This window comes from Acidovorax sp. DW039 (genome assembly GCF_037101375.1).
Lineage (GTDB): Bacteria > Pseudomonadota > Gammaproteobacteria > Burkholderiales > Burkholderiaceae_C > Acidovorax.
The window spans coordinates 3,116,331-3,139,408 of the sequence record NZ_AP029019.1 but is presented as its reverse complement, the minus strand read 5'-3'; the positions used below and the strand labels follow the sequence as shown (position 1 = coordinate 3,139,408).

Below are 23,078 nucleotides of genomic sequence, written 5' to 3'. Positions count from 1 at the left end.
GGAGCCGCAAGCATGTTGAACCGACTTCTCTCTGGCGACTATCCGCGCAGCAAGGTGCTGGCGGTCATCTTGCTGGCCGTGCTGCTGGGCCTGGCGTTGGCGCCGTTTCTGTTTCCGGGTGTCAAGGCGCTGAACGTGGCGGCCAAGGTGCTGGTGTTTGTGGTGCTGGTGGCCAGCTTTGACTTGCTGCTGGGTTACACCGGCATCGTCAGCTTTGCGCACACCATGTTCTTTGGCATCGGGGCCTATGGCATTGCCGTGGCCACCACGCGCATGGGGCCTACGTGGTCGGCCCTGCTGGTGGGCGTGGGCGGGGCGCTGCTGTTGTCGCTGCTCCTGTCGCTGGCGGTGGGGCTGTTCTCGCTGCGGGTGCGGGCCATCTTCTTCGCCATGATCACGCTGGCCGTGGCGGCGGCGTTCCAGACACTGGCCTCGCAGCTGTCGGACATCACCGGGGGCGAAGACGGCCTCACCTTCAAGGTGCCAGAGGTGCTGTCGCCGAGCTTTGAGCCGTTTGACGATCCGTTTTTGGGCGTGACGGTGGATGGGCGACTGATCTGCTACTACCTGCTTTTCGTGGCGGCGGTGGTGCTGGTGCTGGCGCTGCTGCGCATCGTCAATTCGCCCTTTGGCCGGGTGCTGCAGGCCATCCGCGAAAACGAGTTCCGTGCCGAGGCCATTGGCTACCGCGTGGTGGTGTACCGCACCACGTCCAGCGTGCTGTCAGCCCTGTTTGCCACGCTGGCGGGCTGCATGCTGGCGCTCTGGCTGCGCTACAACGGGCCAGACACCTCGCTCAGTTTTGAAATCATGATGGACTGCCTGCTCATCGTCGTGATCGGCGGCATGGGCACGCTCTACGGCTCGGTCATTGGTGCCCTGCTGTTTCTGGTGGCGCAAAGCTATCTACAAGACCTGCTGCGCCTGGGCAGCGAGGCCGCTGCGGGCTGGCCCTGGCTGGCCGCCTTGCTCTCGCCAGACCGCTGGCTGCTGTGGCTGGGCGTGCTGTTTGTGCTGTCGGTCTATTACTTCCCCACCGGCGTGGTGGGGCGCTTGCGCGCTGCGGCAGCGCACAGGCCGGGATGAGAGGCAGGCCGCGCCGTGGCGCGGCCTCAACGTTGTGAATCGGTGTGATGGTCGTGCAACAAAAACCAACCCTGGAGACAAGCGCATGAAAACCTGTGTTCGCCCGTTCCTTCCTGCGGCCGTGGCCGCGGCTGTCCTTGCTGCCTGTGGCGGTGGTGGGGGAGGCGGTGGCAGCAATGCCAACCTCAACACCAAGCCCGCGTATCTGGGCACCATCAAGGCCACCACCTACGACGGCACTGCCGACGACCTGCTCACCGCAGGCCTAGGCAAAACCGGACTGGAAGCCGCTGCGCCCCCGGCTTATGCCGACCCGCTCAAGCCCACAGCGGCGGAGCTGCGGCGCGCAGCCATCCACACCAACTACCGCGCCATGCTCGACATGACTGCCGCAGGCGGCTACGGCAGCCTGTATGGCCCCAACGTGGACGCCCAGGGCAATGTGACTGCCAGCGAGGGCAAGATTGCGGGCACCGAATACATCGCCTTTGCCGATGATGGCGGCGGCAGCCAGAACGTGACGCTGATGGTGCAGGTGCCCGCCAGCTTCAACCCGCAAAAGCCCTGCGTCATCACCGCCACGGCCTCGGGCTCGCGCGGGGTGTATGGCGGCATCAGCACGGGCGAGTGGGGCCTCAAGCGCGGCTGCGCCGTGGCCTACTCGGACAAGGGCACCGGCGCTGCCCCGCACGACCTGCAAAACGACACCGTGCCGCTGATCGACGGCACCCGTGCCACGGCCGCAGCGGCGGGCAAGGCCGCCGCGTTCAATGCGGGCCTGTCGGCCAGCGAGCTGACGGCCTTCAACGCCGCCACGCCCAACCGCTTTGCCTTCAAGCATGCCCACTCAGGCCAGAACCCCGAGAAAGACTGGGGCCGCAGCACGCTGCAGGCGGTGGAGTTTGCCTACTACGTGCTCAACGAGCGCTTTGGCGCGCTGGACAACGGCCAGCGCCTCAAGACGCTCAATCCCTCCAACACCATCGTCATCGCATCCAGCATCTCCAATGGCGGTGGCGCCGCCATTGCGGCGGCAGAGCAAGACACCCAGGGCCTCATCAGCGGCGTGGCCGTGTCAGAGCCCGCTGTGGAGCTGCCCGCCAACCCCGGCGTGACGGTGCAGCGCGGCAGCACCGCCGTGGCCGTGACGGGCAAGACCCTGGTGGACTTCACCACCTATGCCAACCTCTACCAGTCTTGCGCGGCGCTGGCGCCTTCCATCAGCAGCTCGCCTTACGCTGCGGCCTTTGGCGCAGGCTTTGCCGCCAGCGCCTTGCCCATTGCACCCAACCGCTGCTCGGCCCTGGTGGCAGCGGGCTTGCTCACGGGCAGCACCCCCGCGGCGCAGGCCGAGCAGGCCCTGCAAAAGCTGCGCGACTACGGATGGGAGCCCGAGTCGAACGACCTGCACGCATCCCTGGCGGCGTTTGAAGTAGCCCCTGCCGTGGCAGTCACCTTTGCCAACGCACTCTCGCGCGCCAGCGTGAAGGACCACCTCTGCGGCTACAGCTATGCCGCCACCACATCCACCGGCGCAGTGGGGCCGCTGGCGCCTGCAGCGCTGGCGGGCATGTTTGCCACCGGCAATGGCGTGCCGCCTTCCAGCGGCGTGCAGCTCATCAACAACAACGGCAAGCTGGGGGCAGGGCGCGACTTTTTGTCGGTGTCTGCCAGCGGCCTGGCCGACTGGAACACTGCGGGCGCGCTGTGTTTGCGCAACCTGGTCACCGGCAGCGATGCCGCAGCCAGGAAGCTGCAGGCAGGCCTGGACGAAACCCGCCGCAATGGCAACCTGCGTGGCAAGCCCGCCATCATCGTGCACGGCCGCGCCGATGCGCTGCTGCCCGTCAGCCACACGTCGCGGCCCTACGCAGCCCTCAACCGCAAGGTGGAAGGCAATGCCAGCAAGCTGCGCTATGTGGAGGTGACCAACGCCCAGCACTTCGACAGCTTCATTGGCCTGCCCACCGTGCTGCCCGGCTACGACACACGCTATGTGCCGCTGCATGTGTATCTGAACCGTGCTTTAGATGCCATGTACGACCATCTCTCCAGCGGCAAAGCGCTGCCCGCCAGCCAGGTGGTGCGCACGGTGCCGCGCGGCGGCACGCCTGGCAGTGCGCCTGCCATCAGCGCTGCCAATTTGCCCCCTCTGGCTGCTACACCGGTCGCAGGCAATGCCATCAGCATCACTGAGGGTGCCATTGCCATTCCCGACTGATCGATAGCGCCGTGCGCGGGGCAGGTTGCCCCGCGCACGGCCTCAGCTTTTTGCCTTTTTTCAGGTTCTTTCCATGTCTCCCATCTCACGCTACGCCACCTGTGCTGGTTATGAAATCCACTACACCGAATGGGGCGCGCCCGACGCGCCGGTGGTGATCGCGTGGCACGGCCTGGCGCGCACCGGGCGTGACATGGACGACCTGGCCGAACACCTGGCAGACCGCTACCGGGTCATCTGCCCCGACACTTTGGGCCGTGGATTGAGCCAGTGGAGCCGCCAGCCCGCGCAGGACTACCGGCTGGCTTTTTATGCGCGCATTGCTGCTGAGCTGTTCGACCAGCTGGGCATTGACCGTGCCCACTGGGTGGGCACCTCCATGGGGGGCGCCATCGGCACTGTGTGCGCGGCGGGGGTGTTTGAACCTGGCTTGCGCGGGCGCATCGGCAGCCTGCTGCTCAACGACAACGCTCCCCGCTTGGCCGATGCCGCACTGGAGCGCATCAAGGCCTATGCCGGGCAGCCCCCCGCGTTTGACACGGTGGCCGAGCTGGAGACCTTCTTCCGGCAGGTCTACAAGCCCTACGGCTGGCTCAGCGATGCGCAGTGGCGCCGGTTGACCGAGACATCCACCCGCCGCCTGCTCGATGGGCGCGTGACGCCGCACTACGACCCTGCCATGGTCCAGCAGTTCACTCACCACGAAAACGATTACCTGATCTGGCACCACTACGACAGGCTGAACATTCCTGTGCTGTGCCTGCGCGGCGTCGATTCAGACTTGGTGCTGCCCGACACCATTGAAGAAATGCACCGCCGTGGCCCCGGCGCCAAGGGCCTGCTGCAGGTGGTGGAAGTACCCGGCTGCGGCCACGCCCCAGCGCTGAATGTGCCCGAGCACTACGCGCTGGTGGATGACTTTTTGGCGCGGGCAGAAGCTGTGAAGTCGCCGCTTCTTTAACCTCGGGGCCCTGGGCCACAGCCCAGCGCCTGGCTCAGTTGCTCTGCGGGAATCGCCCAGTCTGCATCAGCGGCAATGGCTTCGCGCAGAAACTTGGCCTGCGCGGGTGTCCACACTGCAATGTCTGGCAAGGTGAAATTGACGGCTGTTGCGCGGTGCGTGGCGATAAAGGTCGTCATCGATGCCTCGTCCGAGGGCAGGCCCAGTTGGTCAAACAGGTCGGACATGGTGTGAATTCCGGTTTCCATCCGTTGAATCCTTGAAAGAGATTTTGAAAAAGTGGCGCAGCCCAGTGGGCTCGCCTGCGAATTACTGTGCCGTATTGCAGCACGCCTTGGGCGATCTGCTTGTAGGACGGTCACGAACCTGAAGGGCTGGTGGGGTGAAGTGCCAGGTAATGGTGCACTGCAGGACGCCCCGGCCCTTGGTGAAAGCGCTGTGCCGCAGCCTGCAGGTCGGCATCTGCCTGCGACACCCTGGCGTGCTGGCGCATGTGCTCTGCCCACGACTCCACCAGAAACCATTCCATCACCCGGCCAGGTTCGCCGGTTTGTTCTGCGATCCCCCAGGCGTACGCTCCGTCCCGGCGGCGTTCCTCGCCCACGGCCTGCATGGCTTGGGTGAATGCAGCTTTCTCATGGGGGGCAATCTGGTACTCGATCTGCACCATGACCGGGCCGCGGTCATGCGGCACAGGTTCTGCCACCAGCGGCTCCGGCCAGTGGTTGGAGGGTTGCAGGTCGGCTTCGCCCTGTGGCAATCGCATCCGGTGCGCCAGGAGGGCCGCGCCCACCAAGCCCGCCGCGCCCAGCCACAAGGCAGGGGCCAGCCCCAGGCTTGCGGCCACCAGGCCCCAGCCCAGGCTGCCAGCTGCCATGGCACCGTTGAACACCATCAGGTAGATGGCCAGGCCCCGCCCCCGGACCCAGTTGGGCAGAACCGACTGAGCCACGCCGTTGAGCGTTGTGAGAGCAACAATCCAGCCCATGCCCAGCAACAGCATGAGCAAGGCGGCAGCCCACTGCGGCGGCGCCAGCGACAGCACCGTCATCACCCCCGCCGCGCTCATCGACGCGCCCAGCACCAGCTGGTCCGCCCCCCAGCGCTGGCGAAGGCGCGGCAGGCATACCGCACCCGCGATGGCGCCAGCACCCACGGCACCCAGCAACACGCCATAAAAGCCCGCCCCGCCACCCAGCATGCGGCGGGCCACCAGCGGAAGCAGCGCCCACACCGCGCTGGAGAATGCAAAGAACACCGCAGCACGCAGCAGCACCACATGCAGTGCCCGGCTGGCACGCGCAAAGCGCATTCCTGCGCGCAGTGCACCCCCAAAGTGTTCGTCCAGCCCGCTGCGGGTGGAGGGCGCGCGCCGCCACCACCACAGTGCGCCAATCACAAAGGCATAGCTCAGCAGATCCAGCCCGTAGGCCGTAGCGGCCCCAAAGCTGGCCAGCAGGAGACCACCGGCCGCCGGGCCCACCGACCGTGCAATGTTGACGCCCAGCGAGTTCAGCGCCACGGCGCCCTTGAGTTCGCTGCGTGGAACCAGCTCTGGCACGATGGACTGCCAGCTGGGCCCCATGAGGGCTGCGCCCACACCGCCCAGGAAGGTCAGCGCCACCAGCCACTCCACCGTCAGCGCATGGGTGGCTGCCAGCACCAGCAGCGCACCACTGACGCATGCCAGCAGCACCTGCACGCCGATGAGGAAGCGCCGCCGGTCCAGAATGTCTGACAGCACGCCCGCAGGAATGGCCAGCAGAAACACCGGCAGTGTGGCCGCGGTCTGGATCAGAGCCACGGCCGTGGGGCTTGATGAAAGCTCTGTCACCATCCAGGCGCTGGCCACATCGCGCATGAAGGTGCCAATGTTGCCGAGCACGGTGGCGGTCCACAGCACGGCAAACACCGGGAACCGGAGTGCCGCAAAGGCGCTGCCGGGTTTTGGCTGCGCTGCTGCGCCTGCGTGGGGTGGCGGCTTGTGCGAATCATTGGGCGGCATGGTCACCTCGCAGGTCGTGCCAGGCCACCAGCACAAAGCCGCCGACCAGACCCAGATGTTCAAAAAATGAATTGGTTGTCATGAAGCGCTCGGGGCCCAGGGGCAGCTCCCAGAAGCGCAGGGCCAGCATCGTGGCCAGCAAGGTGAAGCAGCCCAGGGCTAGCGCACCCAGCCAGCGCCAGCGGCCCACCAGAATCAGCACCGAGGCGCCCAGCTCCAGAACGATCACCAGCACCGCGAACAGCGGTGCAGGCACCAACCCGAAGTGCTGCATCTCAGCCATGGCCCCGGAAAAAGAGGTGAGCTTGGTCAGGCCCCCCTGCAGATAGGCCGCGCACAGGCCCAGATAGCCCACAAAGCGCATGGCAGCGCTACCGAAAACGGGGCGCATCACGCTGGTCAGGCGCTCCTGAACGCCGTAGGTTGAGGTAGTCAACGCATTTCTCCTCGGTGTCTTGTGCGGTCATGCGCGGCTCTGCGTGCCCCTCTCAAAGAGCGTGAGGGGAACGCCGAACCGCGGCTCAGGAAGGACCTTTTGCTTTAGGCCATCCAGCAAGAGCAACCCAGTGCCCCAAAGAAGCTCTTCGGATCAGAGGACGGCACGTTGGACGCCCATGCGTCGGCATGGTTGTGGCCATGCATCCCGCAGCTTGTGCCGCAGCCGCAGGCGGCAGCCATGTTGCGATAGCGCACCGGATGGAGCGAGTTCTTGCCCGCACCTTCCGGGTCACCCCATCCGGCATAACCGCCGAACAGCCGGGTCGGCGACCAGTCGGGCATGGCCGGGGGCAGCGGGTTGTCGTCATGCCGGGCAAAATCGCCCTCGCCGTAAACCACTCGACCGCCAACCACCGTGAGGTGTGAGGTCAGGAACGAGATCTCGTCCTCGGGCACCTTGAAGAAATCCTTGCTGGGCACGATGAAGTCGGCCAGCTGGCCCACGGCAATGCGGCCACGCTTGCCCTCTTCATTGCTGAACCAGGCCACGTTTTCGGTCCACATGCGCAAGGCCGTCTCGCGGTCCAGCAGGTTGCGTTGCGGGTACAGCTGTGTGCCGCCCAGCGTCTTGCCGGTAATCATCCATGACAGAGAGACCCAGGGGTTGTACGAGGCCACGCGCGTGGCATCGGTACCAGCCGAAACCTTGACACCTTTTTCCAGAATGCGCTTGACCGGAGGTGTGGCCTCTGCCGCCCGGGCACCGTAGCGCTCGATGAAGTATTCGCCCTGGTAGGCCATCCGGTGCTGGACGGCTATGCCGCCTCCCAGCGCCGCAATACGGTCTATCGATTTGTCGGAGATGGTCTCTGCATGGTCGAAAAACCAGTGGATGCCGGTGAGTGGCGTATCACGGTGCACCTTCTCGAATACATCCAGCGCGCGCGAGATGGTCTCGTCATACGTGGCATGCAGGCGCCAAGGCCAACGGTTCTGGACCAGCACGCGCACGACCTCTTCCAGCTCGCTCTCCATCTGCGGCGGCATGTCGGGGCGTTCCACACGGAAGTCCTCAAAGTCGGCTGCCGAATACACCAGCATCTCGCCCGCGCCGTTGTGGCGGAAATAGTCGTCACCCTGCTTGTACTTGACCGATGACGTCCACTTGAGAAAGTCCTCTTTCTCCTGCTTGGGCTTTTGCGTGAACAGGTTGTAGGCCAGGCGCACGGTGATCTGGTCGGCATCAGCCAGCTTCTGGATCACCTCGTAATCCTCGGGGTAGTTCTGGAAGCCGCCGCCCGCGTCAATCACGCCCGTCACGCCCAGGCGGTTGAGTTCACGCATGAAGTGGCGTGTGGAATTGATTTGGTAGTCAAGCGGCAGCTTGGGCCCCTTGGCAAGGGTGGCGTAGAGGATGGTGGCATTGGGCTTGGCCAGCAACAGGCCGGTGGGGTTGCCGCTTGCGTCACGCACAATCTCGCCGCCAGGGGGCGCCTGCGTGTCCTTGGTGTAGCCCACAGCGCGCAGCGCCGCGCCGTTGAGCAGTGCGCGGTCATACAGGTGCAGCAGGAACACGGGTGTATCCGGTGCGATGGCATTGATCTCCTGCAGCGTGGGCAGGCGCTTTTCGACGAATTGATGCTCGGTAAACCCGCCCACCACGCGCACCCACTGCGGCGCGGGGGTAATGGCCACTTGCCGCTTGAGCATGTCCAGCGCATCGGCCAGCGAGCGCACACCGTCCCAGCGCAGCTCCATGTTGTAGTTGAGCCCGCCGCGCACCACATGGGTGTGGTTGTCGAACAGCCCTGGCAGCACGCTTTTGCGCTGGAGGTCGATGCGCCGGGTGCGGTCTCCTGCCAGTGCCAGAATTTCGTGGTCATCGCCCACGGCCACGAAGCGGCCCGCCTTGACGGCGACGGCGCTGGCCGTGGGTTTGCTGCGGTCCAGCGTGGTGATTTGGCCGTTGAAGAATATGGCGTCGGGATGCGAATCGGACATGGTGGCTCCTTGGTGTTCGGCTGCAGAGGCACTGTGCCCCAACAGGCTACCCAGTGCCACGGTCGTCGCGGCGTTCAGGATGTTTCGACGGGATGTCATGGGTATTCTTTCAGGAAATGCCGGTGCGGTGCCGCCCCTACGGCAGCGCCCGCTCGGCATGGCGTATGGACCACCAGGCGGTCAGGCCTGCTTGTCCTGGGCGGGGGCGTCTGGCGCTTGTCGGCCTGGCAAGTGGCCCAGCACGGAAGCCGTGGCCTTGGTCTCATGGCATGCGGTGCTGAAGGTGCTGCCGCCCAGCAACTTCTTGCCTACCGGAATCACCTGCTCACCCACCAGCATTCCCAGCAGCCCCAGCAGAGCGATGAGTGGTGGAGCAGGCGAGCGCACGTTCAAGAGGCTGTAGATGACGCCGACCAGCAGGCCGGCAGCGGCAGACAGGAGGTATGTCTTCACGGCCGGCCCTCTCATCAGCCTTCGTGGGCGTTGAACATGGTCTTGGCGTAGTTGATGCCAATGCCGTATGCACCACCTACCTTCTTCGCAATGCCTGTGGTCAGGTCGTAGGTTTCGCCACGTGCCCAGTCACGCTGCAGCTCCAGCAGGTATTGCAGCGATGTCATGGGTTGCGCACCGGCTTGCACCATGCGCTCCACTGCGCGGTTGTGGGCTTCTGCAGACACGTCTCCGCAAGCGTCGGTGATCACGTACACCTCAAAGCCCTGGTCCAGCGCCGACAGGGCGGGGCCGACGATGCACACGCTGGTCCACAGACCTGCCAGCACGATGCGTGGCTTGCCGATGCGGTTGACTTCTGCGATCACTGCTGCGTCTTCCCAGGTGTTCATGGAGGTGCGGTCCAGCATCTGCTGGCCGGGGAAGGGGGCTGTCACCTCGTCAAACATCGGGCCGGAGAAGCTCTTTTCCGCCACCGTGGTCAGGATGGTCGATACGCCAAACCCTGCTGCAGCCTGGGCCACCAAGGATGCATTGGTACGCAGGTTGACGGCATCGATGGAGTGCGTTGCGAATGCCATTTGCGACTGGAAGTCGATCAGGATCAACGTGTGATCCTTGGGGTTGAGCAGACGTGCGCCGGGGGTTGCTTTTGCGGTAATGGTCATGATGAACTCCTGAAAAAGTGGAAGGGATGGGAGGGGGTATCGACAGGCGCAGCGCTGGTGCTGTGCTCCGTAGATTCAGAGTGGGCTCAACGCGCCGGCCAGAGCGGCCGCACCGGCCCCGGAAGCGGGCAGTGCTCGCTGCCTTAAAGCTGCAAAAAAGGAACAGGTGCTTTGTGTTGGCATGGTTGTCTTTCGGCGCTGGGGCGAGGCCGTGCATGTGCTTCGTGGGGGCGAGCAATGTCCTGCCGGCTTTGGCGTCCTTTTCAAAAAATGGGGGGTGATGGGTGAGCCGGGGGCTGGCAATACGCCGCCGGGGCTCACTTCATCGGTCTGAACCGGCGCAGTGCTGCGTAGTGCCTCGCTGCGCCTGTCCAAAGCTTGCGGGGTTACCGGGGCATGGCTGGCAGCTCTTGTGGCCGCAGGTCAAACACCAGCACTTCTGCGTCTTGCCCCTTGGCAAACTGCAGTGCGCCTGCGTTGCGGATGCGGGCGCCGTCGCCTTCCTCCAGCCGTTCGCCGTTCACTTCCAAGCTGCCGCGAGCCACATGCACATACACATGGCGGTCAGGGCCTACATCCAGGCTGGCAGTTTCTTCGCCATGCAGCAGTGCGGCATACACCCTGGCATCCTGGTGCACGGCCAGAGAGCCCTGGTCACCCTCGGGCGAGATGATCAGGCGCAGCTTGCCGCGCTTTTCTTCGTCGCTGAAGTGCACCTGCTGGTAGCGGGGGGCCACGCCAGCCTTGCCGGGCACGATCCAGATTTGCAGGAAGTGCACGCCTTCCTCATGCGAGTGGTTGAACTCGCTGTGGCGCACACCGGTGCCCGCGCTCATCATCTGCACGTCGCCAGGGCGGATGACAGAGCCTGTGCCCATCGAGTCCTTGTGCTCCAGCGCACCCTCCAGCACATACGAGAAAATTTCCATATCGCGGTGGGGGTGGGTGCCAAAGCCCTGGCCGGGGGCTACACGGTCATCGTTGATGACGAGCAGATCGGAAAAGCCCTGCTGCTGCGCATCGTGGTAATGCCCGAACGAAAACGTGTGACGCGAGCGGAGCCAGCCGTGGTTTGCATTGCCGCGTTGGTGGGATCTGCGGATGTCTAGCATGGTGAAATTCCTTTCCTTGGGTTCGATGAAATTCACACTGCGTTACCTGGCGGCTTCTCGCCGTTTCAGCGTGTATTTCGTGTTGCGATGGAGAAAGTATCTGGGTTTTGACTGCGGTCAAGGTTGAAACGTTTGGCGGTTCATCATCGATAATTTCGATGATTCAAATCAAGGAAAAAACCATGCTGAAACTGACGCTGGAAGCCATCGAGCTGGTCGATGCCATTGCACGGTTTGGCTCCTTTGCGGGCGCGTCGGAGCACCTGCACAAGGTGCCGTCCACCATTTCTTACAGCGTGAGCAAGCTGGAGGAGCAACTGGGGCTGGCGCTGTTCGTGCGCAATGGCCCCAGGGTCACGCTCACGGCGGCGGGGCAAGAAATGCTGAAAGAGGGCCGCTGGCTGCTGGTGTCTGCAAGGCAGCTTGAATCACGCATGCGGCAAATTGCCACGGGGTTTGAATCGGAGGTGCGGCTGGTGCACGATTCGCTGATCCCCACCAGCGCCTTCAACCAGGACATTTGCGCGTTTGAAGATCTGAACTGCGGCACCCGGCTGCGCATTGGTTGCGAAGCCCTGACCGGCACCTGGGAGGCACTCCGTGACGGACGTGCAGACCTGATTCTGGCGGCAGGCGAGGGCCCTGCGGGCGGCGGCTACAAGGCCGTGGATGTGGGGTCGCTGGAGTTCGTGTTCTGCGTGGCACCCACCCACCCGCTCGCCCGCCTGGGCCGTCCAGACCGCCCGCTGCGCCGCAGTGATCTGCTGGAGCACACGGCGGTGGTGGTGGGGGATGGGGCCCGGTCGCTGACCGATCGTACGGTGGGGCTGCTGTCAGGCCAGCGGCGCATCACGGTGCCTTCCATGCAGGCCAAGATTGCCTGCCAGGTGGCGGGGCTGGGCCATGGATTTGTGCCCAAGGCCTGTGTAGGGGCCGAACTGGAGGAGGGAAGACTGGTGGAGGTGCCGGTGGAGGAACCCAGGGCCGAAGAGACCTTCTGGCTGGCGTGGAAGTCTGGCACCACCGGCGAGGCGTTCAAGTGGTGGTGCCAGCGCCTGAGCCGCCCGCTGCTGCCCGGCATTCTGCAGCGCGGCTAGCAGGCATGTTCCCAGGCTTTACAGGCCCAGTTGCTTGAGCGCTGCCTGCAGGCCCGTCAGCCCGCCCACGCGCTGGTCGTTGATGAAAACCTGAGGCATTTGCCGCACTGCGGGGCCGCACTTGGCGTAGAAGGCCAGGCGCTCGGCTTCGTCGTCAATCTTGATTTCTTCGTAGGGCAACGAGCGCGCTTTGAGCAGGCTTTTGGCCGATTCGCACTGGGGGCAGGCGGATTTGGAATAGACGGTGATCTTGAGGGTCATGCGCCCCATTTTAGGTGCTGACCTGCGCGGGTGCTCGGCGCGCTGGCAGCGCCTGTTGGCCCTTTGGGGGCAACTGCGGTGGTTTGGGTTTACCATTCGGTTTGTTTTGTGACTGATTGGTTTCTATGCCTTCATCCCACCCCATTCATCGCCGGTCTGTTCTGGTTGCCGCCTTGGGCGCTGCGGCCTTGCTGGCCGGTTGCTCGTCCACGCAGCCGCCCCAGGGCATCACCCCGGTCACACCGTTTGACCTGACCCGTTACGAAGGCAAGTGGTACGAGGCAGCGCGGCTCGACCATTCTTTTGAGCGGGGCATGACCGATGTGTCTGCCACCTACCAGCGCCAGGGCGACGGCAGCGTCCGTGTGCTCAACCGGGGTTTTGACACGGGCAAGAACGACTGGCGCCAGGCCGAAGGTAAGGCCAAGTTCACCGGCGATACCAACACCGCGTCACTCAAGGTCTCGTTCTTTGGCCCGTTCTACGGCGGCTACCACGTGGCCGCGCTCGATGCCGACTACCAATGGGCGCTGGTGGTGGGGCCAGACCGCAGTTACTGCTGGATTCTGTCGCGCACCAAGCAACTGGCCCCCGCTGTGCGCGAGCAGCTCATCGCCCGCGCCCAGGCACTGGGCATCGACACGCAGGCCCTCATCTGGGTGACCCACGACCGCACCGATCCGCAGCCATGAGCGCACCCATTCCCAAACTTCCCATCGCCGTCATCGGCGCAGGCCTGGCGGGCCTGTCGTGCGCACAGGCCCTGCTGCAGGCGGGGCACACCGTGCATGTGTTCGACAAAAGCCGGGGCCCGTCTGGCCGCATGAGCACGCGCCGCGCCGAAGACGCGGCTGGCCCCTGGCAGTGCGACCACGGCGCGCAGTACTTCACTGCACGCGATCCGCAGTTCCGCGCTGAAGTCGCCCGCTGGCAGCAGGCCGGTGTGGCCGCACTGTGGGACGCACGCCTTGCCAGCTTTGACGGCACCGCGTGGACCACGCCCGCCACCCCGCTGGAGCGCTTTGTGGGCACCCCCCGCATGACATCGCCTGCGGGCTGGCTGGTGCAGGGCCTGCAGCAGGCGGGCAATAGGGCGCTGGCGCAGTGGCAAACCACGGTAAAAAAGCTGGAGCGTCATGCCGATGGCTGGGCCATCACCTCGGCCGAACACGGCCTGCACGCGCAGCGCTACAGCGCCGTGCTGCTGGCCGTGCCCGCCCCGCAAGCCGTGCCCCTGCTGCAACCTGTGGCCGCCACGGGCGCTGCGGTGGCCGCCAGCGCACGCATGCGCGGCAGCTGGGCGGTGATGGTGCGGTGTGCTGCGCCCGTGGCCTTGGCGTGGGACGGTGCCTTTATCAACACCGGCCCGCTGCGCTGGGTGGCGCGCGACAGCAGCAAGCCCGGCCGCACGGCCCCCGCCGGCACTGAGACCTGGTTGTTGCACGCCAGCCCCGAGTGGAGCGATGCCCACATTGAAGACACCGCCGACAGCGTGACCCCCACCTTGCTCGCCGCCTTCCAGGCGCTGGGCGGCCCCGCACCCACGCAGGTGCAAGCCACCGCGCACCGCTGGCGCTATGCCGACACCGAGCCCGCCCTCACGCTGGGCTACTGGTGGGATGCTGACGCGCAACTGGGCATGTGCGGCGACTGGATCAGCGGCGGCAAGGTCGAGGGCGCATGGCTCAGCGGCCAATCCCTGGCCCGCGCCGTGGTGGGCTGATGGCGGGCTGACGGGGCCAGAGCGGCGCAGGGCAGGGCAGGGCAGGGCAGGGCATGAGCTACACCGTCGTCTGGTTCAAACGCGACTTGCGCGTGCACGACCACGCGCCGCTGCACCATGCTGCCGCCAGTGGCCCGGTGTTGTGCCTGTATGTCGTCGAGCCCAGCCTGTGGGCGCAGCCCGATGCGGCCCTGCAGCACTACCACTTTGTGCAAGAAAGCCTGCACGACCTGGCCCAAGCTCTGCAGCGGCGCGGTGCCACGCTGCAGGTGGCCGTGGGCGAGGTGGTGGACGTGCTGGCCCGCCTGCACGCGCTGGCCCCCTTCCACACACTGGTGGCACACGAAGAAACGGGCAACGCCCATACCTATGCCCGCGACCTGGCCGTGGGCCGCTGGTGCCGCACGCAGGGCGTGGCTTGGCGCGAATGGCCGCAGCACGGCGTGGTGCGCCGCCTGCGCTCGCGTGGTGACTGGCACCAGCACTGGCAGGCCTTCATGCATACGCCCGTGGTGCCCGCCCCCGCGCCAGAGGCCGTGCAAAGCCGCACACTGCCGTGGCCCGCACAGCCCTGGCCCAGCGGGGCCGCGCTGGGCTTGGCTGCGCACGACCCACCCCAGCGCCAGCGAGGTGGCCGCAAAGAAGGTCTGCGCGTGCTGCAAGAATTTTTGGCAGAGCGCAGCCAGGGCTATAGGGGCGGCATCTCATCGCCGCTGACCGCGCCCAGTGCCTGCTCGCGCCTGTCTCCCTACCTGGCTCTGGGTTGCCTGGGCATGCGCGAGGTGGTGCAGGCCACCCAGCGCCGCCAGCAACAGCTCAAAGGCAGCACCGAGCCTGGAGCCGCCTGGCAGCGCAAGGGGCTCGCCGCCTTCATGAGCCGTCTGCACTGGCACTGCCATTTCATCCAAAAGCTCGAATCCGAGCCCGCGCTGGAGCACCACAACCTGCACCGTGGCTACAACGGCCTGCGCGAAGGCGAATGGAACCCCGCTCACTTCGATGCCCTGGTCGCCGGGCGTACCGGCTGGCCCATGGTGGACGCTTGTGTGGCCATGCTGCGCGAGACGGGTTGGATCAACTTCCGCATGCGGGCCATGCTGGTGTCGGTGGCCTCGTACCCGCTGTGGCTGCACTGGCGGCCCGTGGGCGAGTGGCTGGCCCGCCAGTTTCTGGACTACGAGCCCGGCATCCACTGGAGCCAGATGCAAATGCAGGCGGGCACCACCGGCATCAACACCACCCGCGTCTACAACCCCATCAAGCAGGCGCAAGACCATGATCCCCACGGCCACTTTGTGCGCCAGTGGCTGCCCGCCTTGCGCCGCGTGCCCGATGCCTGGCTGCTAGAGCCCTGGCGCATGCCGCCCGATGTGCAGGCCCGCTGCGGCGTGCGCGTGGGCCACGACATTGCCGTGCCGCTGGTAGACCTGGACACCGCCACCCGCACCGCCAAGGCCCGTGTGCACGGCCTGCGCGCCCAGCCCGCTGTGCGCGCCGCCCAGGCTGCGATTGTGGAAAAGCACGGCTCCCGCCAGTTTCGCGATGGCGGCAGCGCACGGGCGCGTGCCCAGGCCCGCGCGCGCAACGCCGTCCAGCACCCCCAGCAGCAAACCCTGGACTTTTGAACCATGCGCATGCGCAAAAAATCCGACCTTCCGCAAAAGACCTGCCAACACTGCGGCCTGCCCTTTACCTGGCGCAAGAAGTGGGAAAAGGTGTGGGACGAGGTGAAGTACTGCTCTGACCGCTGCCGCACCGAACGCAAGCGCAGCGAGAAGTCCGCAGGGGAGGGCGCCGCATGAGCACCGTGCTGTTCTGGTTCCGCAACGACCTGCGCCTGCACGACCAACCCGCGCTGCGTGCAGCCCTCACCAGTGGTGCCACGCACCTGCTGCCTGTGGTGTGCCTGCCTGCGCCTGATGAATCCACGCCCTGGGGCTTTGCCCGTGTGTGCGCGCACCGCCGCGCCTTCACCGCCGCCGCACTGCGCGGTCTGCAAGGGCAGATGAGCGCACTGGGCAACCCACTGCTCATCTGCCAAGCCCCTCCCGCCACCGCCTTGCCGCAGCTGGCAAAGGCCGTGGGTGCCACCACCGTGGTGTGCGAAGACATTGCCGCCCCCTACGAACAGGCCGAGGTGGCTGCACTGCGCGCCGCTGGCCTGCAGGTGCGCGCCGTGTGGCACAGCAGCCTGCTGCCCCCGGCACGCATGCCATGGCCGGTAGACCAGTTGCCCGGCGTGTTCACCACCTTCCGCCAAAAGGTAGAGCGCGCAGGCATCACCCCCGCTGTGCCATTGCCTGCACCCGCCCGGCTGCTGCCGCAACCTGACGTGCCCGCACCCGTGTTGCAGGCGGTGGGTGCAGAGCAGGGCGCCGCAGCCATCCTGCAACCCGCACCACCGCAGGGCAGCGATGTCCGTTCATCCTTCCCGTACGGAACGCCCGCTTGCGACGGCAGCGAGTCCGCTGCGCTGGCCCACCTGGCGCAGTACCTGGCCCGCAAGCTGCCCCACAGCTACAAGGACACACGCAACGGGCTCACGGGGCTGGACTACTCCAGCAAGTTCTCGCCCTGGTTGGCTACCGGCGCGCTGTCTCCGCGCCAGATTGATGCCGATCTGAAAACCTTTGAGCGTGACCACGGTGCCAACGATGGCACCTACTGGCTGTGGTTTGAGCTGCTGTGGCGCGACTACTTTCGGTTGCTGCACCTGCAATACGGCGCGGCGCTGTACCGGGCGCGCGGCTTGTCAGAGCTGCCACCCGCCCCACACAACCCACGCGGTTTTGAGCGCTGGTGCCGGGGCGATACCGGCCAGCCCCTGGTCGATGCCGCCATGCGCGAGCTGGCCGCCACAGGCTACCTCAGCAACCGCCTGCGTCAGGTGGTGGCCAGCTACCTCATTTATGACCTGCGGGGCGACTTGCGCGCAGGCGCTGCATGGTTTGAATCGCAACTGGTGGACTACGACGTGTACAGCAACCAGGCCAACTGGCTCTACATCGCCGGGCGCGGCACCGACCCGCGCGGGGGGCGCCGCTTCAACCCCATCAAGCAGGCGCAAGACCACGACGCCGACGGCAGCTACCGCCGCATGTGGGGCACAGCATGACCACGCCGCAACCCTCCACCCCACAGCGTGCCCACACGCTGCGCCTGCTGCTGGGCGACCAGCTCAACCCCGAGCATTCATGGTTTGCCACGCAGGACGACGGCGTTGTCTACGTGTTGATGGAAGTGCGGCAAGAGACCGACTACGTGCTGCACCACGCGCAAAAAATCCTCGCCATCTTCGCCGCCATGCGCGACCTGGCCCGCCACCTTCGCGAAGCCGGTCACCGCGTGCGCTACGTGGCGATTGACGACCCCAGCAACCGCCAGTCCATCCCCGACAACCTGGCTGCCCTGATGGCCCACTATGGCGCGCAGACGCTGCAATACCAGCACCCCGACGAATGGCGGCTGGACGAGCAACTGCGCACCTGGGGTGCAGAGCAACCCTTTGCCGTGCAAGCCGTCAGCAGCGAGCACTTCTACACCACCCGCACTGAGATGGCCGAAGTGTTCAAGGGTCGCAAGCAGTGGCTCATGGAGCACTTCTACCGCCGCATGCGCCAGCGCCACAGCGTGCTGATCGACGAGGCTGGCGAGCCTGAAGGCGGCCAATGGAACTACGACCACGACAACCGCAAGCCCTGGCCCGGCACGCCTGCTTTGCCGCCTGACGACCGCCCCACGCACGACCACAGCGCCCTGTGGGCCACCATCCAGGCCGCGGGCGTGCAAAGCTTTGGCAACCCGCAGGCCCACGCGCTGCGCTGGCCGCTGAACCGGGCCGAGGCACTGGCGTGGCTCGACCACTTCATCACCACCACGCTGCCCGACTTTGGCGCGTATGAAGACGCCATGAGCACCAAGAGCGCGCGGCTCTTTCACTCGCTGCTGTCCTTCGCACTCAACACCAAAATGCTGTGCCCGCACGAGGTGGTGCAACGCGCCCAGGCCGCGTACCACGCAGGCGCTGCGCCCCTGCCTGCGGTGGAGGGCTTTGTCCGCCAGATCCTCGGCTGGCGCGAATACGTACGCGGCATCTACTGGGCCCACATGCCCGGCTACGACGAGCGCAACGCCCTTGGCCACAGCATGCCGCTGCCCGAATGGTTCTGGACGGGCCAAACCCGTATGCGCTGCATGCAGCACGCCGTGGGCCAGTCGCTGGAGCATGCGTATGCCCACCACATCCAGCGTCTCATGGTCATCGGCAACTTTGCGCTTCTGGCGGGGCTTGACCCTGCCGCCGTGCACCGCTGGTACCTGGGCGTGTACATCGACGCCTTCGAATGGGTGGAAGTGCCCAACACCGTGGGCATGAGCCAGTTTGCCGACGGCGGCCTGCTGGCCACCAAACCCTATGTGAGCAGCGCCGCCTACATCGACCGCATGAGCGACTACTGCAGCGGCTGCCACTACGACAAAAAGCAAAAAGTGGGTGAGCGCGCCTGCCCGTACAACGCGCTTTACTGGGACTTTTTTGTGCGCAACGAAGGCACGCTGGGCAACAACTTTCGCCTCGGCATGGTGTACCGCCAGTTGCAGAAGATGCAGGGCCCGCAGCTGGATGCGCTGCGTGAGCATGCTGTCAGTCTGCGCACGCGGCTGGATGCGCTGTAGCCCCCCTGCTGCCCCTCCATCAAACCCTCACCGGACCGCGCCATGTCACAAGCTCAGCCCACCGCAACGCCGTTCACCTCTTTGCAGTCATTGCCCGAGGGTTACCGCGTCATCGTCATCGGCTCCACCGGCGCCATCGGCAGCGCCTTTCTCGCCCACCTGCAGGCCGACCCACGCTGCGCCCTGGCTGTGGGGCTGGGCCGTCATACCAACCCAGCGGTGGACTTGGACGACGAAGCCACCATCGCCACTGCCGCCCAGCAACTCAAGGCCCAGGGCCCGTGGCACTGCATCATCCACGCCGCAGGCCTGCTGCACGGCCCCCACGGCATGCCCGAAAAGCGCCTGGGCCAGTTGAACTACGCGCAGATAGAGGCCACCTTCCGCACCAACACCTTTGGCCCCGCGCTGGTGCTGGCCCACTTTGCGCCGCTGCTGCCCAAGCAGGGCCGCAGCCTGCTGGCCGTGCTGTCGGCCAAGGTGGGCAGCATTGGCGACAACCGCCTGGGTGGTTGGTACAGCTACCGCGCCAGCAAGGCCGCGCTCAACATGGTGGTCAAAACCGCGTCCATCGAAGTGGCCCGTACCTACCCGCAGGCCGTGCTGGTAGCGCTGCACCCAGGCACCGTCAATTCAGCCTTGTCGGCTCCGTTCAATGGCGCAGAAATTGGCCGCCCGGCTGCTGATGCGGCGGGGGATATGTTGCGGGTGCTGGATAGGGTGCCTGTGGAAGAAACGGGCGGGTTTTATGCGTACAGCGGGGACAAGCTGCCTTGGTAGCCGCGCTGGTGCGATCAAAGCGTTTTGCTATCGTTTTGATACTGCATGCGCCCGTCTATCAAGCGCTAGCGGGCGATTTGGTCTTGAGTCAGTTCGACGCGAGCGGGTTCTAGGGGCAAATTGCAAGACCTGACTCCTGCGATCCGACCCATTCGATCCCCTCGTTTTGCTTCGACCGCCAAGCTCTTGCATCGCATACTGGTGAACCAGCACACAAGGAGGCCGCATGAAGATCACCGTGGAAACCACTGTCAACGCTCCCATCGACCGGGTCTGGAGCGCTTACACGACGCCAGAGGACATCAAGCAATGGAACGCAGCATCAGACGACTGGCACACCACACAGTCCACGGTGGACTTGCGCGAGGGAGGCTCGTTCTCATCCCGCATGGAAGCCAAGGACGGCAGCTTTGGCTTTGACTTTGCGGGCACCTATACGAAAGTCGTTCCACACCAGCTCATTGAATACTCGTTTGGTGAGCGGGGTGCCGTGGTGGAATTCAGCCGTGCAACCAACGGTGTCAAGGTACGTGTCACTTTCGACGCGGAACAGCAGCACTCGGTCGAGCAGCAGCGTCAGGGTTGGCAGTCCATTCTGGATAACTTTGCCAAGTACGTGCACAAGCAGCAGTAGGTTTTGAATCCAGGCGGCGGTTTGGAAGCAACTGCCTGAGCACACGGGCACTTCGCCACACGATCCACGCGCAGGTGCGTGGTCAGAACAGGGCAGCAAGATCCTTGGTCAGCCAGAGCGCCATGCCGAACATGGCCATCGCCGTCACTGCATCCACGATCTGCCAGCTCTTTGGCGAGGTCAGCCAGTGGCTGGTGCCCCTGGCCAGAAAGACCCACGCGGTGAACCACACGACCGACGCGCACACGGCACCCAAGGAGAAGGTCACACTGGCTGAGGAGGGTAGTGCTGCCCCCACCGATCCAAGGATGACCACGGTATCGAGCCATGAGGCAGGGTTGCCCAGAGACATCACCAAGAGGCGGCGCACCCAACTTCCGTTGGCCTCTTGGGTCGCAGAGACAAGAACTGCAGAGGACCCTTTTGATGCAGCACACGCCGCGTGCACAGCGTGACCGAGGAGCAGGGCCACGCCTGCGGCCTGCAAGAGCATTTGGAGAGAGGGAAAGGTTTCAAGCGCCGCAGAGACACCGAGAACGCCCACGGCAATCAGGACAAGGTCGCTGCCACTACTGATGGCGACAAGCACTGCCCGAGAGCGCCCCAGAAGTGCCTCGCGGAAAACCAGAACGTCCTTGGGGCCGGGGCAGACGAAAAGGCCCAGGGCAAGCAAAAAGCCTTGTACGGCAGCAGAGAGGTCGAGCATGTCGGAGAAACCGACAACCTCTCAAGCTGAACCGGGTGGGTGAGTAGATGCCGCTCATCTTACCTGCGGCGTCGCTCATGTCCCGCTCTTCCTTGGCTGCACCCCCGCAGACACATCTGTGGAGCCCTTCAGCTCTGCTCTTTTCCACCAAGAGGCAGCAGCCCACTTCTTCGCTGGCGATCTGGCGGATGAGCGCCAGGGCCCTCGCAGCGGCGGTTTGCCGTCTGGGCTCCTCTTCTCAATTCCTAATCCCAAACTTTCTCACCCGATAAGCCATCGTCGCGCGGCTGATCCCCAGCAACCTCCCAGCCAGCGCCACGTTCCCCCCCGCGCTCTGCAGGGCCTGCCGCAGCATCTGCTCTTCCGCCTGGTGCAGCGGTGCCACCACCGGCGCAGCGGCAGGCATTGGCCCCGCACCAGCCCGCACACTCGCTGCTGCAGCGGTTTGCGGAACCTGTATCGCAGCAGCCCCCACACCCGCCAACCCCTGCGCATGCAACGTCCCCCCGCTGTTGCCTTGCAAGTGCAGCGACATCACCCCGCCGCCGCTTTGCTCACCCCCCGCAAACAGATGGTGCGGCTCAATTGGCTCGCCATCCGTCGCCAAGATCACCGCGCGTTCAATCAGGTTCTGCAGCTCGCGGATGTTGCCGGGGAAGGGGTAGTGAAACATCGCCTTCACCGCAGTTTGACTGAAGCCGGGCACCTGCCGCTGGTGCTTGCGCTGGTAGTGGGCCAAGAAGTGGCTCATCAGCAGTGGGATGTCGTCGCGCCGCTCGCGCAGCGGGGGCAGGTGGATGGGGAAGACGTTGAGGCGGTAGAACAAGTCCTCGCGGAAGCTGCCCTCGCGCACGGCCTGGCGCAGGTCAACGTTGGTGGCGGCCACCAGGCGCACGTCCACGCGCACGGTGCGGGTGCCGCCAACGCGCTCGACCTCGCCTTCTTGCAGGGCGCGCAGCAGCTTGCCCTGGGCTACCAGGCTGAGCGTGCCGATTTCGTCGAGGAAGAGGGTGCCGCCGTGGGCGCGCTCAAACCGGCCGGGGCGGGATGTGCCTGCGCCGGTGTAGGCACCGCGCTCCACACCAAAGAGTTCGCTCTCCACCAGCGTTTCGGGGATGGCTGCGCAGTTGATGGCCACAAACGGCTGGCTGCTGCGCGGGCTGATGCGGTGGAGCATGCTGGCAAACATTTCCTTGCCCACGCCCGATTCCCCGGTGAACAGCACAGTGGCGGCGGTGGGGGCCACGCGCTGCAGCATGTGGCAGGCAGCGTTAAAGGCGGATGACGCGCCCACCATGGTGGCGTGGGCGGTGGGCTCTGCTGCAGTGGGGGTGGGGTGAGTAGGCGGGGTAGCAGGTGCCTTGCCGGGTGGCGTGCCCAGGTAGGTGGTGCGGCCTGCTTTGCCCAGCAGCTTGTCGGCCAGCGCGGCGGGCGGGGTGCCTACAAAGTCTTGCGCGTTCAGGTAGAAGAGGTCTTGCTCGGGGTCGTCCCAGCGCTCGGCCGATTTGCCGATCACGCGGCAATGCGCTGCGCCGGACGATCGGCACTCCACCTCACGAAAAACGATCATGCGGCCAAACAGGGTGCTGACGTAGCCAGTGGCGTAGCCCACCTGCATCCAGCATGCGGGCGAGCCGCCCACGCCGTAGGCAGCAATGTGCTCGTCGTCCTCGCTGGAGTTGTGCCAGAGGAATTCGCCGTCGTAGTCGCCCAGCTCGGCGTTGTAGCGGGCGTGTACCACCTCTACCTGCACCACGCCCTCCAGCGCGTGCAGGCGGGTGCCTGCCAGGGCAGCGGCCTGGGGCTCTACATCGGGCCACTGCTTGCGCACCAGGCGGGCGTCGCGTGCGCCGCTCACATAGCCTGCGCGGGTCAGCAGGCCGCGGGCCTTGTCCAGGCCAATGCTGTCGATCAGCTCGCGCCGCAGCGCGCCCAGGGCCTCAGCGTGCAGCAGCACCATGCGCTGGTCTTGCAGCCAGATGCGCCCGTCGCCAGGCGAGAAGAACAGGCATTCGCTGATGTCGGCCACCGTGGGGTGGGCGTGCTGGCTGATGCCGTGGGTGTCAAACCCGCCCAGGGCGCGAGGGGCTTCAGCGGGCACGCTGCCCAGCAAGGCCTGACCCTGGCCCATGGCGTTGCGGTGCAGGTCGGCCAAAGAAATACGGCGTTTGGGCATGGGCTGGTGTACCGGAAGTGAATCAAAAATTCATCAAAAAGTGATCATTTGATCAATTGCAGTGGCTGCTTTTGATGATGAA

General features: G+C 65.3%; 22 protein-coding genes and 1 pseudogene. 13 read left to right on the top strand and 10 right to left on the bottom strand.

Annotated features, from left to right (window positions below):
• The first annotated feature begins 12 nt into the window (after nt 1-12).
• From AACH87_RS13990 to AACH87_RS13980, 3 genes are all read left to right on the top strand, one after another.
• A complete protein-coding gene (locus AACH87_RS13990) occupies nt 13-1,086 on the top strand; it encodes a branched-chain amino acid ABC transporter permease (RefSeq protein ID WP_338795074.1) in 1,074 nt (357 codons plus the stop codon).
• Nucleotides 1,087-1,171: 85 nt separating this feature from the next.
• The gene (locus tag AACH87_RS13985) at nt 1,172-3,307 is read left to right on the top strand and encodes a D-(-)-3-hydroxybutyrate oligomer hydrolase (RefSeq protein ID WP_338795073.1); all 2,136 of its coding nucleotides are present in this window, start codon (nt 1,172-1,174) and stop codon (nt 3,305-3,307) included.
• Between the two features lie 73 nt (nt 3,308-3,380).
• Nucleotides 3,381-4,268: an alpha/beta hydrolase gene (locus AACH87_RS13980; RefSeq protein WP_338795072.1), complete on the top strand. Its 888-nt coding sequence runs from the start codon at nt 3,381-3,383 to the stop codon at nt 4,266-4,268.
• Here AACH87_RS13980 and AACH87_RS13975 read toward each other — a convergent pair.
• The 7 genes from AACH87_RS13975 to AACH87_RS13945 form a co-directional block, all read right to left on the bottom strand.
• The gene (locus AACH87_RS13975) at nt 4,265-4,516 is read right to left on the bottom strand and encodes a DUF2789 family protein (protein WP_338795070.1); all 252 of its coding nucleotides are present in this window, start codon (nt 4,514-4,516) and stop codon (nt 4,265-4,267) included. The two genes, AACH87_RS13980 and AACH87_RS13975, sit on opposite strands and share 4 nt — an antisense overlap.
• Before the next feature lie 110 nt (nt 4,517-4,626).
• A complete protein-coding gene (locus AACH87_RS13970; protein ID WP_338795069.1) occupies nt 4,627-6,273 on the bottom strand; it encodes an MFS transporter in 1,647 nt (548 codons plus the stop codon).
• A complete protein-coding gene (locus AACH87_RS13965; protein WP_338798963.1) occupies nt 6,260-6,664 on the bottom strand; it encodes a DoxX family protein in 405 nt (134 codons plus the stop codon). Before AACH87_RS13965 ends, AACH87_RS13970 begins: the two co-directional genes overlap by 14 nt.
• Nucleotides 6,665-6,813: 149 nt before the next feature.
• Nucleotides 6,814-8,712: an amidohydrolase gene (locus AACH87_RS13960; protein ID WP_338798962.1), complete on the bottom strand. Its 1,899-nt coding sequence runs from the start codon at nt 8,710-8,712 to the stop codon at nt 6,814-6,816.
• 180 nt (nt 8,713-8,892) lie between these two features.
• Nucleotides 8,893-9,165 carry a DUF1427 family protein gene (locus AACH87_RS13955; RefSeq protein ID WP_338795067.1) on the bottom strand — a complete coding sequence of 91 codons (273 nt, stop codon included), beginning with the start codon at nt 9,163-9,165 and terminating at the stop codon, nt 8,893-8,895.
• A 14-nt stretch (nt 9,166-9,179) separates the two neighbouring features.
• The gene (locus AACH87_RS13950) at nt 9,180-9,833 is read right to left on the bottom strand and encodes a hydrolase (RefSeq protein WP_338795066.1); all 654 of its coding nucleotides are present in this window, start codon (nt 9,831-9,833) and stop codon (nt 9,180-9,182) included.
• 386 nt (nt 9,834-10,219) lie between these two features.
• Entirely contained in the window at nt 10,220-10,945 is a 726-nt protein-coding gene (locus AACH87_RS13945; protein ID WP_338795065.1) for a pirin family protein, read from the bottom strand.
• 182 nt (nt 10,946-11,127) lie between these two features.
• Between AACH87_RS13945 and AACH87_RS13940 the strand changes: the two genes are divergently transcribed.
• Entirely contained in the window at nt 11,128-12,042 is a 915-nt protein-coding gene (locus AACH87_RS13940) for a LysR family transcriptional regulator (protein WP_338795064.1), read from the top strand.
• Nucleotides 12,043-12,060: 18 nt separating this feature from the next.
• On the opposite strand, the gene AACH87_RS13935 is transcribed toward AACH87_RS13940, so the two are convergent.
• A complete protein-coding gene (locus tag AACH87_RS13935; RefSeq protein ID WP_338795063.1) occupies nt 12,061-12,303 on the bottom strand; it encodes a glutaredoxin in 243 nt (80 codons plus the stop codon).
• 125 nt (nt 12,304-12,428) lie between these two features.
• Here AACH87_RS13935 and AACH87_RS13930 point away from each other — a divergent pair, with 125 nt between their 5' ends.
• The 9 genes and pseudogenes from AACH87_RS13930 to AACH87_RS13890 all read left to right on the top strand — a co-directional run bounded on the left by AACH87_RS13930 (nt 12,429) and on the right by AACH87_RS13890 (nt 20,114).
• The gene (locus tag AACH87_RS13930; protein WP_338795062.1) at nt 12,429-12,995 is read left to right on the top strand and encodes a lipocalin family protein; all 567 of its coding nucleotides are present in this window, start codon (nt 12,429-12,431) and stop codon (nt 12,993-12,995) included.
• The gene (locus AACH87_RS13925; RefSeq protein ID WP_338795061.1) at nt 12,992-14,026 is read left to right on the top strand and encodes an FAD-dependent oxidoreductase; all 1,035 of its coding nucleotides are present in this window, start codon (nt 12,992-12,994) and stop codon (nt 14,024-14,026) included. The genes AACH87_RS13930 and AACH87_RS13925 overlap by 4 nt, the downstream gene beginning before the upstream one ends.
• Nucleotides 14,027-14,079: 53 nt before the next feature.
• Nucleotides 14,080-15,651 (top strand): FAD-binding domain-containing protein, encoded by a 1,572-nt coding sequence (locus AACH87_RS13920; RefSeq protein WP_338795059.1) that lies wholly within the window; start codon nt 14,080-14,082, stop codon nt 15,649-15,651.
• Nucleotides 15,648-15,728: pseudogene (locus AACH87_RS13915) on the top strand (hypothetical protein); the annotation flags it as partial. The gene AACH87_RS13920 and the pseudogene AACH87_RS13915, both read left to right, overlap by 4 nt.
• Nucleotides 15,709-15,828, top strand: a complete 120-nt coding sequence (locus AACH87_RS13910; protein WP_338798961.1) for a DUF2256 domain-containing protein — start codon at nt 15,709-15,711, stop codon at nt 15,826-15,828. The pseudogene AACH87_RS13915 and the gene AACH87_RS13910, both read left to right, overlap by 20 nt.
• Nucleotides 15,825-17,141 (top strand): DASH family cryptochrome, encoded by a 1,317-nt coding sequence (locus AACH87_RS13905; RefSeq protein ID WP_338795058.1) that lies wholly within the window; start codon nt 15,825-15,827, stop codon nt 17,139-17,141. The genes AACH87_RS13910 and AACH87_RS13905 overlap by 4 nt, the downstream gene beginning before the upstream one ends.
• A complete protein-coding gene (locus AACH87_RS13900; RefSeq protein ID WP_338795056.1) occupies nt 17,138-18,700 on the top strand; it encodes a cryptochrome/photolyase family protein in 1,563 nt (520 codons plus the stop codon). Before AACH87_RS13905 ends, AACH87_RS13900 begins: the two co-directional genes overlap by 4 nt.
• 42 nt (nt 18,701-18,742) lie before the next feature.
• Nucleotides 18,743-19,480: an SDR family NAD(P)-dependent oxidoreductase gene (locus AACH87_RS13895; RefSeq protein WP_338795055.1), complete on the top strand. Its 738-nt coding sequence runs from the start codon at nt 18,743-18,745 to the stop codon at nt 19,478-19,480.
• A gap of 226 nt (nt 19,481-19,706) precedes the next feature.
• A complete protein-coding gene (locus AACH87_RS13890; RefSeq protein ID WP_338795054.1) occupies nt 19,707-20,114 on the top strand; it encodes an SRPBCC family protein in 408 nt (135 codons plus the stop codon).
• Nucleotides 20,115-20,196: 82 nt separating this feature from the next.
• On the opposite strand, the gene AACH87_RS13885 is transcribed toward AACH87_RS13890, so the two are convergent.
• Both AACH87_RS13885 and AACH87_RS13880 read right to left on the bottom strand, forming a co-directional pair.
• Entirely contained in the window at nt 20,197-20,820 is a 624-nt protein-coding gene (locus tag AACH87_RS13885) for a LysE family transporter (protein WP_338795053.1), read from the bottom strand.
• A gap of 238 nt (nt 20,821-21,058) precedes the next feature.
• Nucleotides 21,059-22,996 (bottom strand): sigma 54-interacting transcriptional regulator, encoded by a 1,938-nt coding sequence (locus tag AACH87_RS13880; protein WP_338795052.1) that lies wholly within the window; start codon nt 22,994-22,996, stop codon nt 21,059-21,061.
• Between the last annotated feature and the right edge of the window lie 82 nt (nt 22,997-23,078).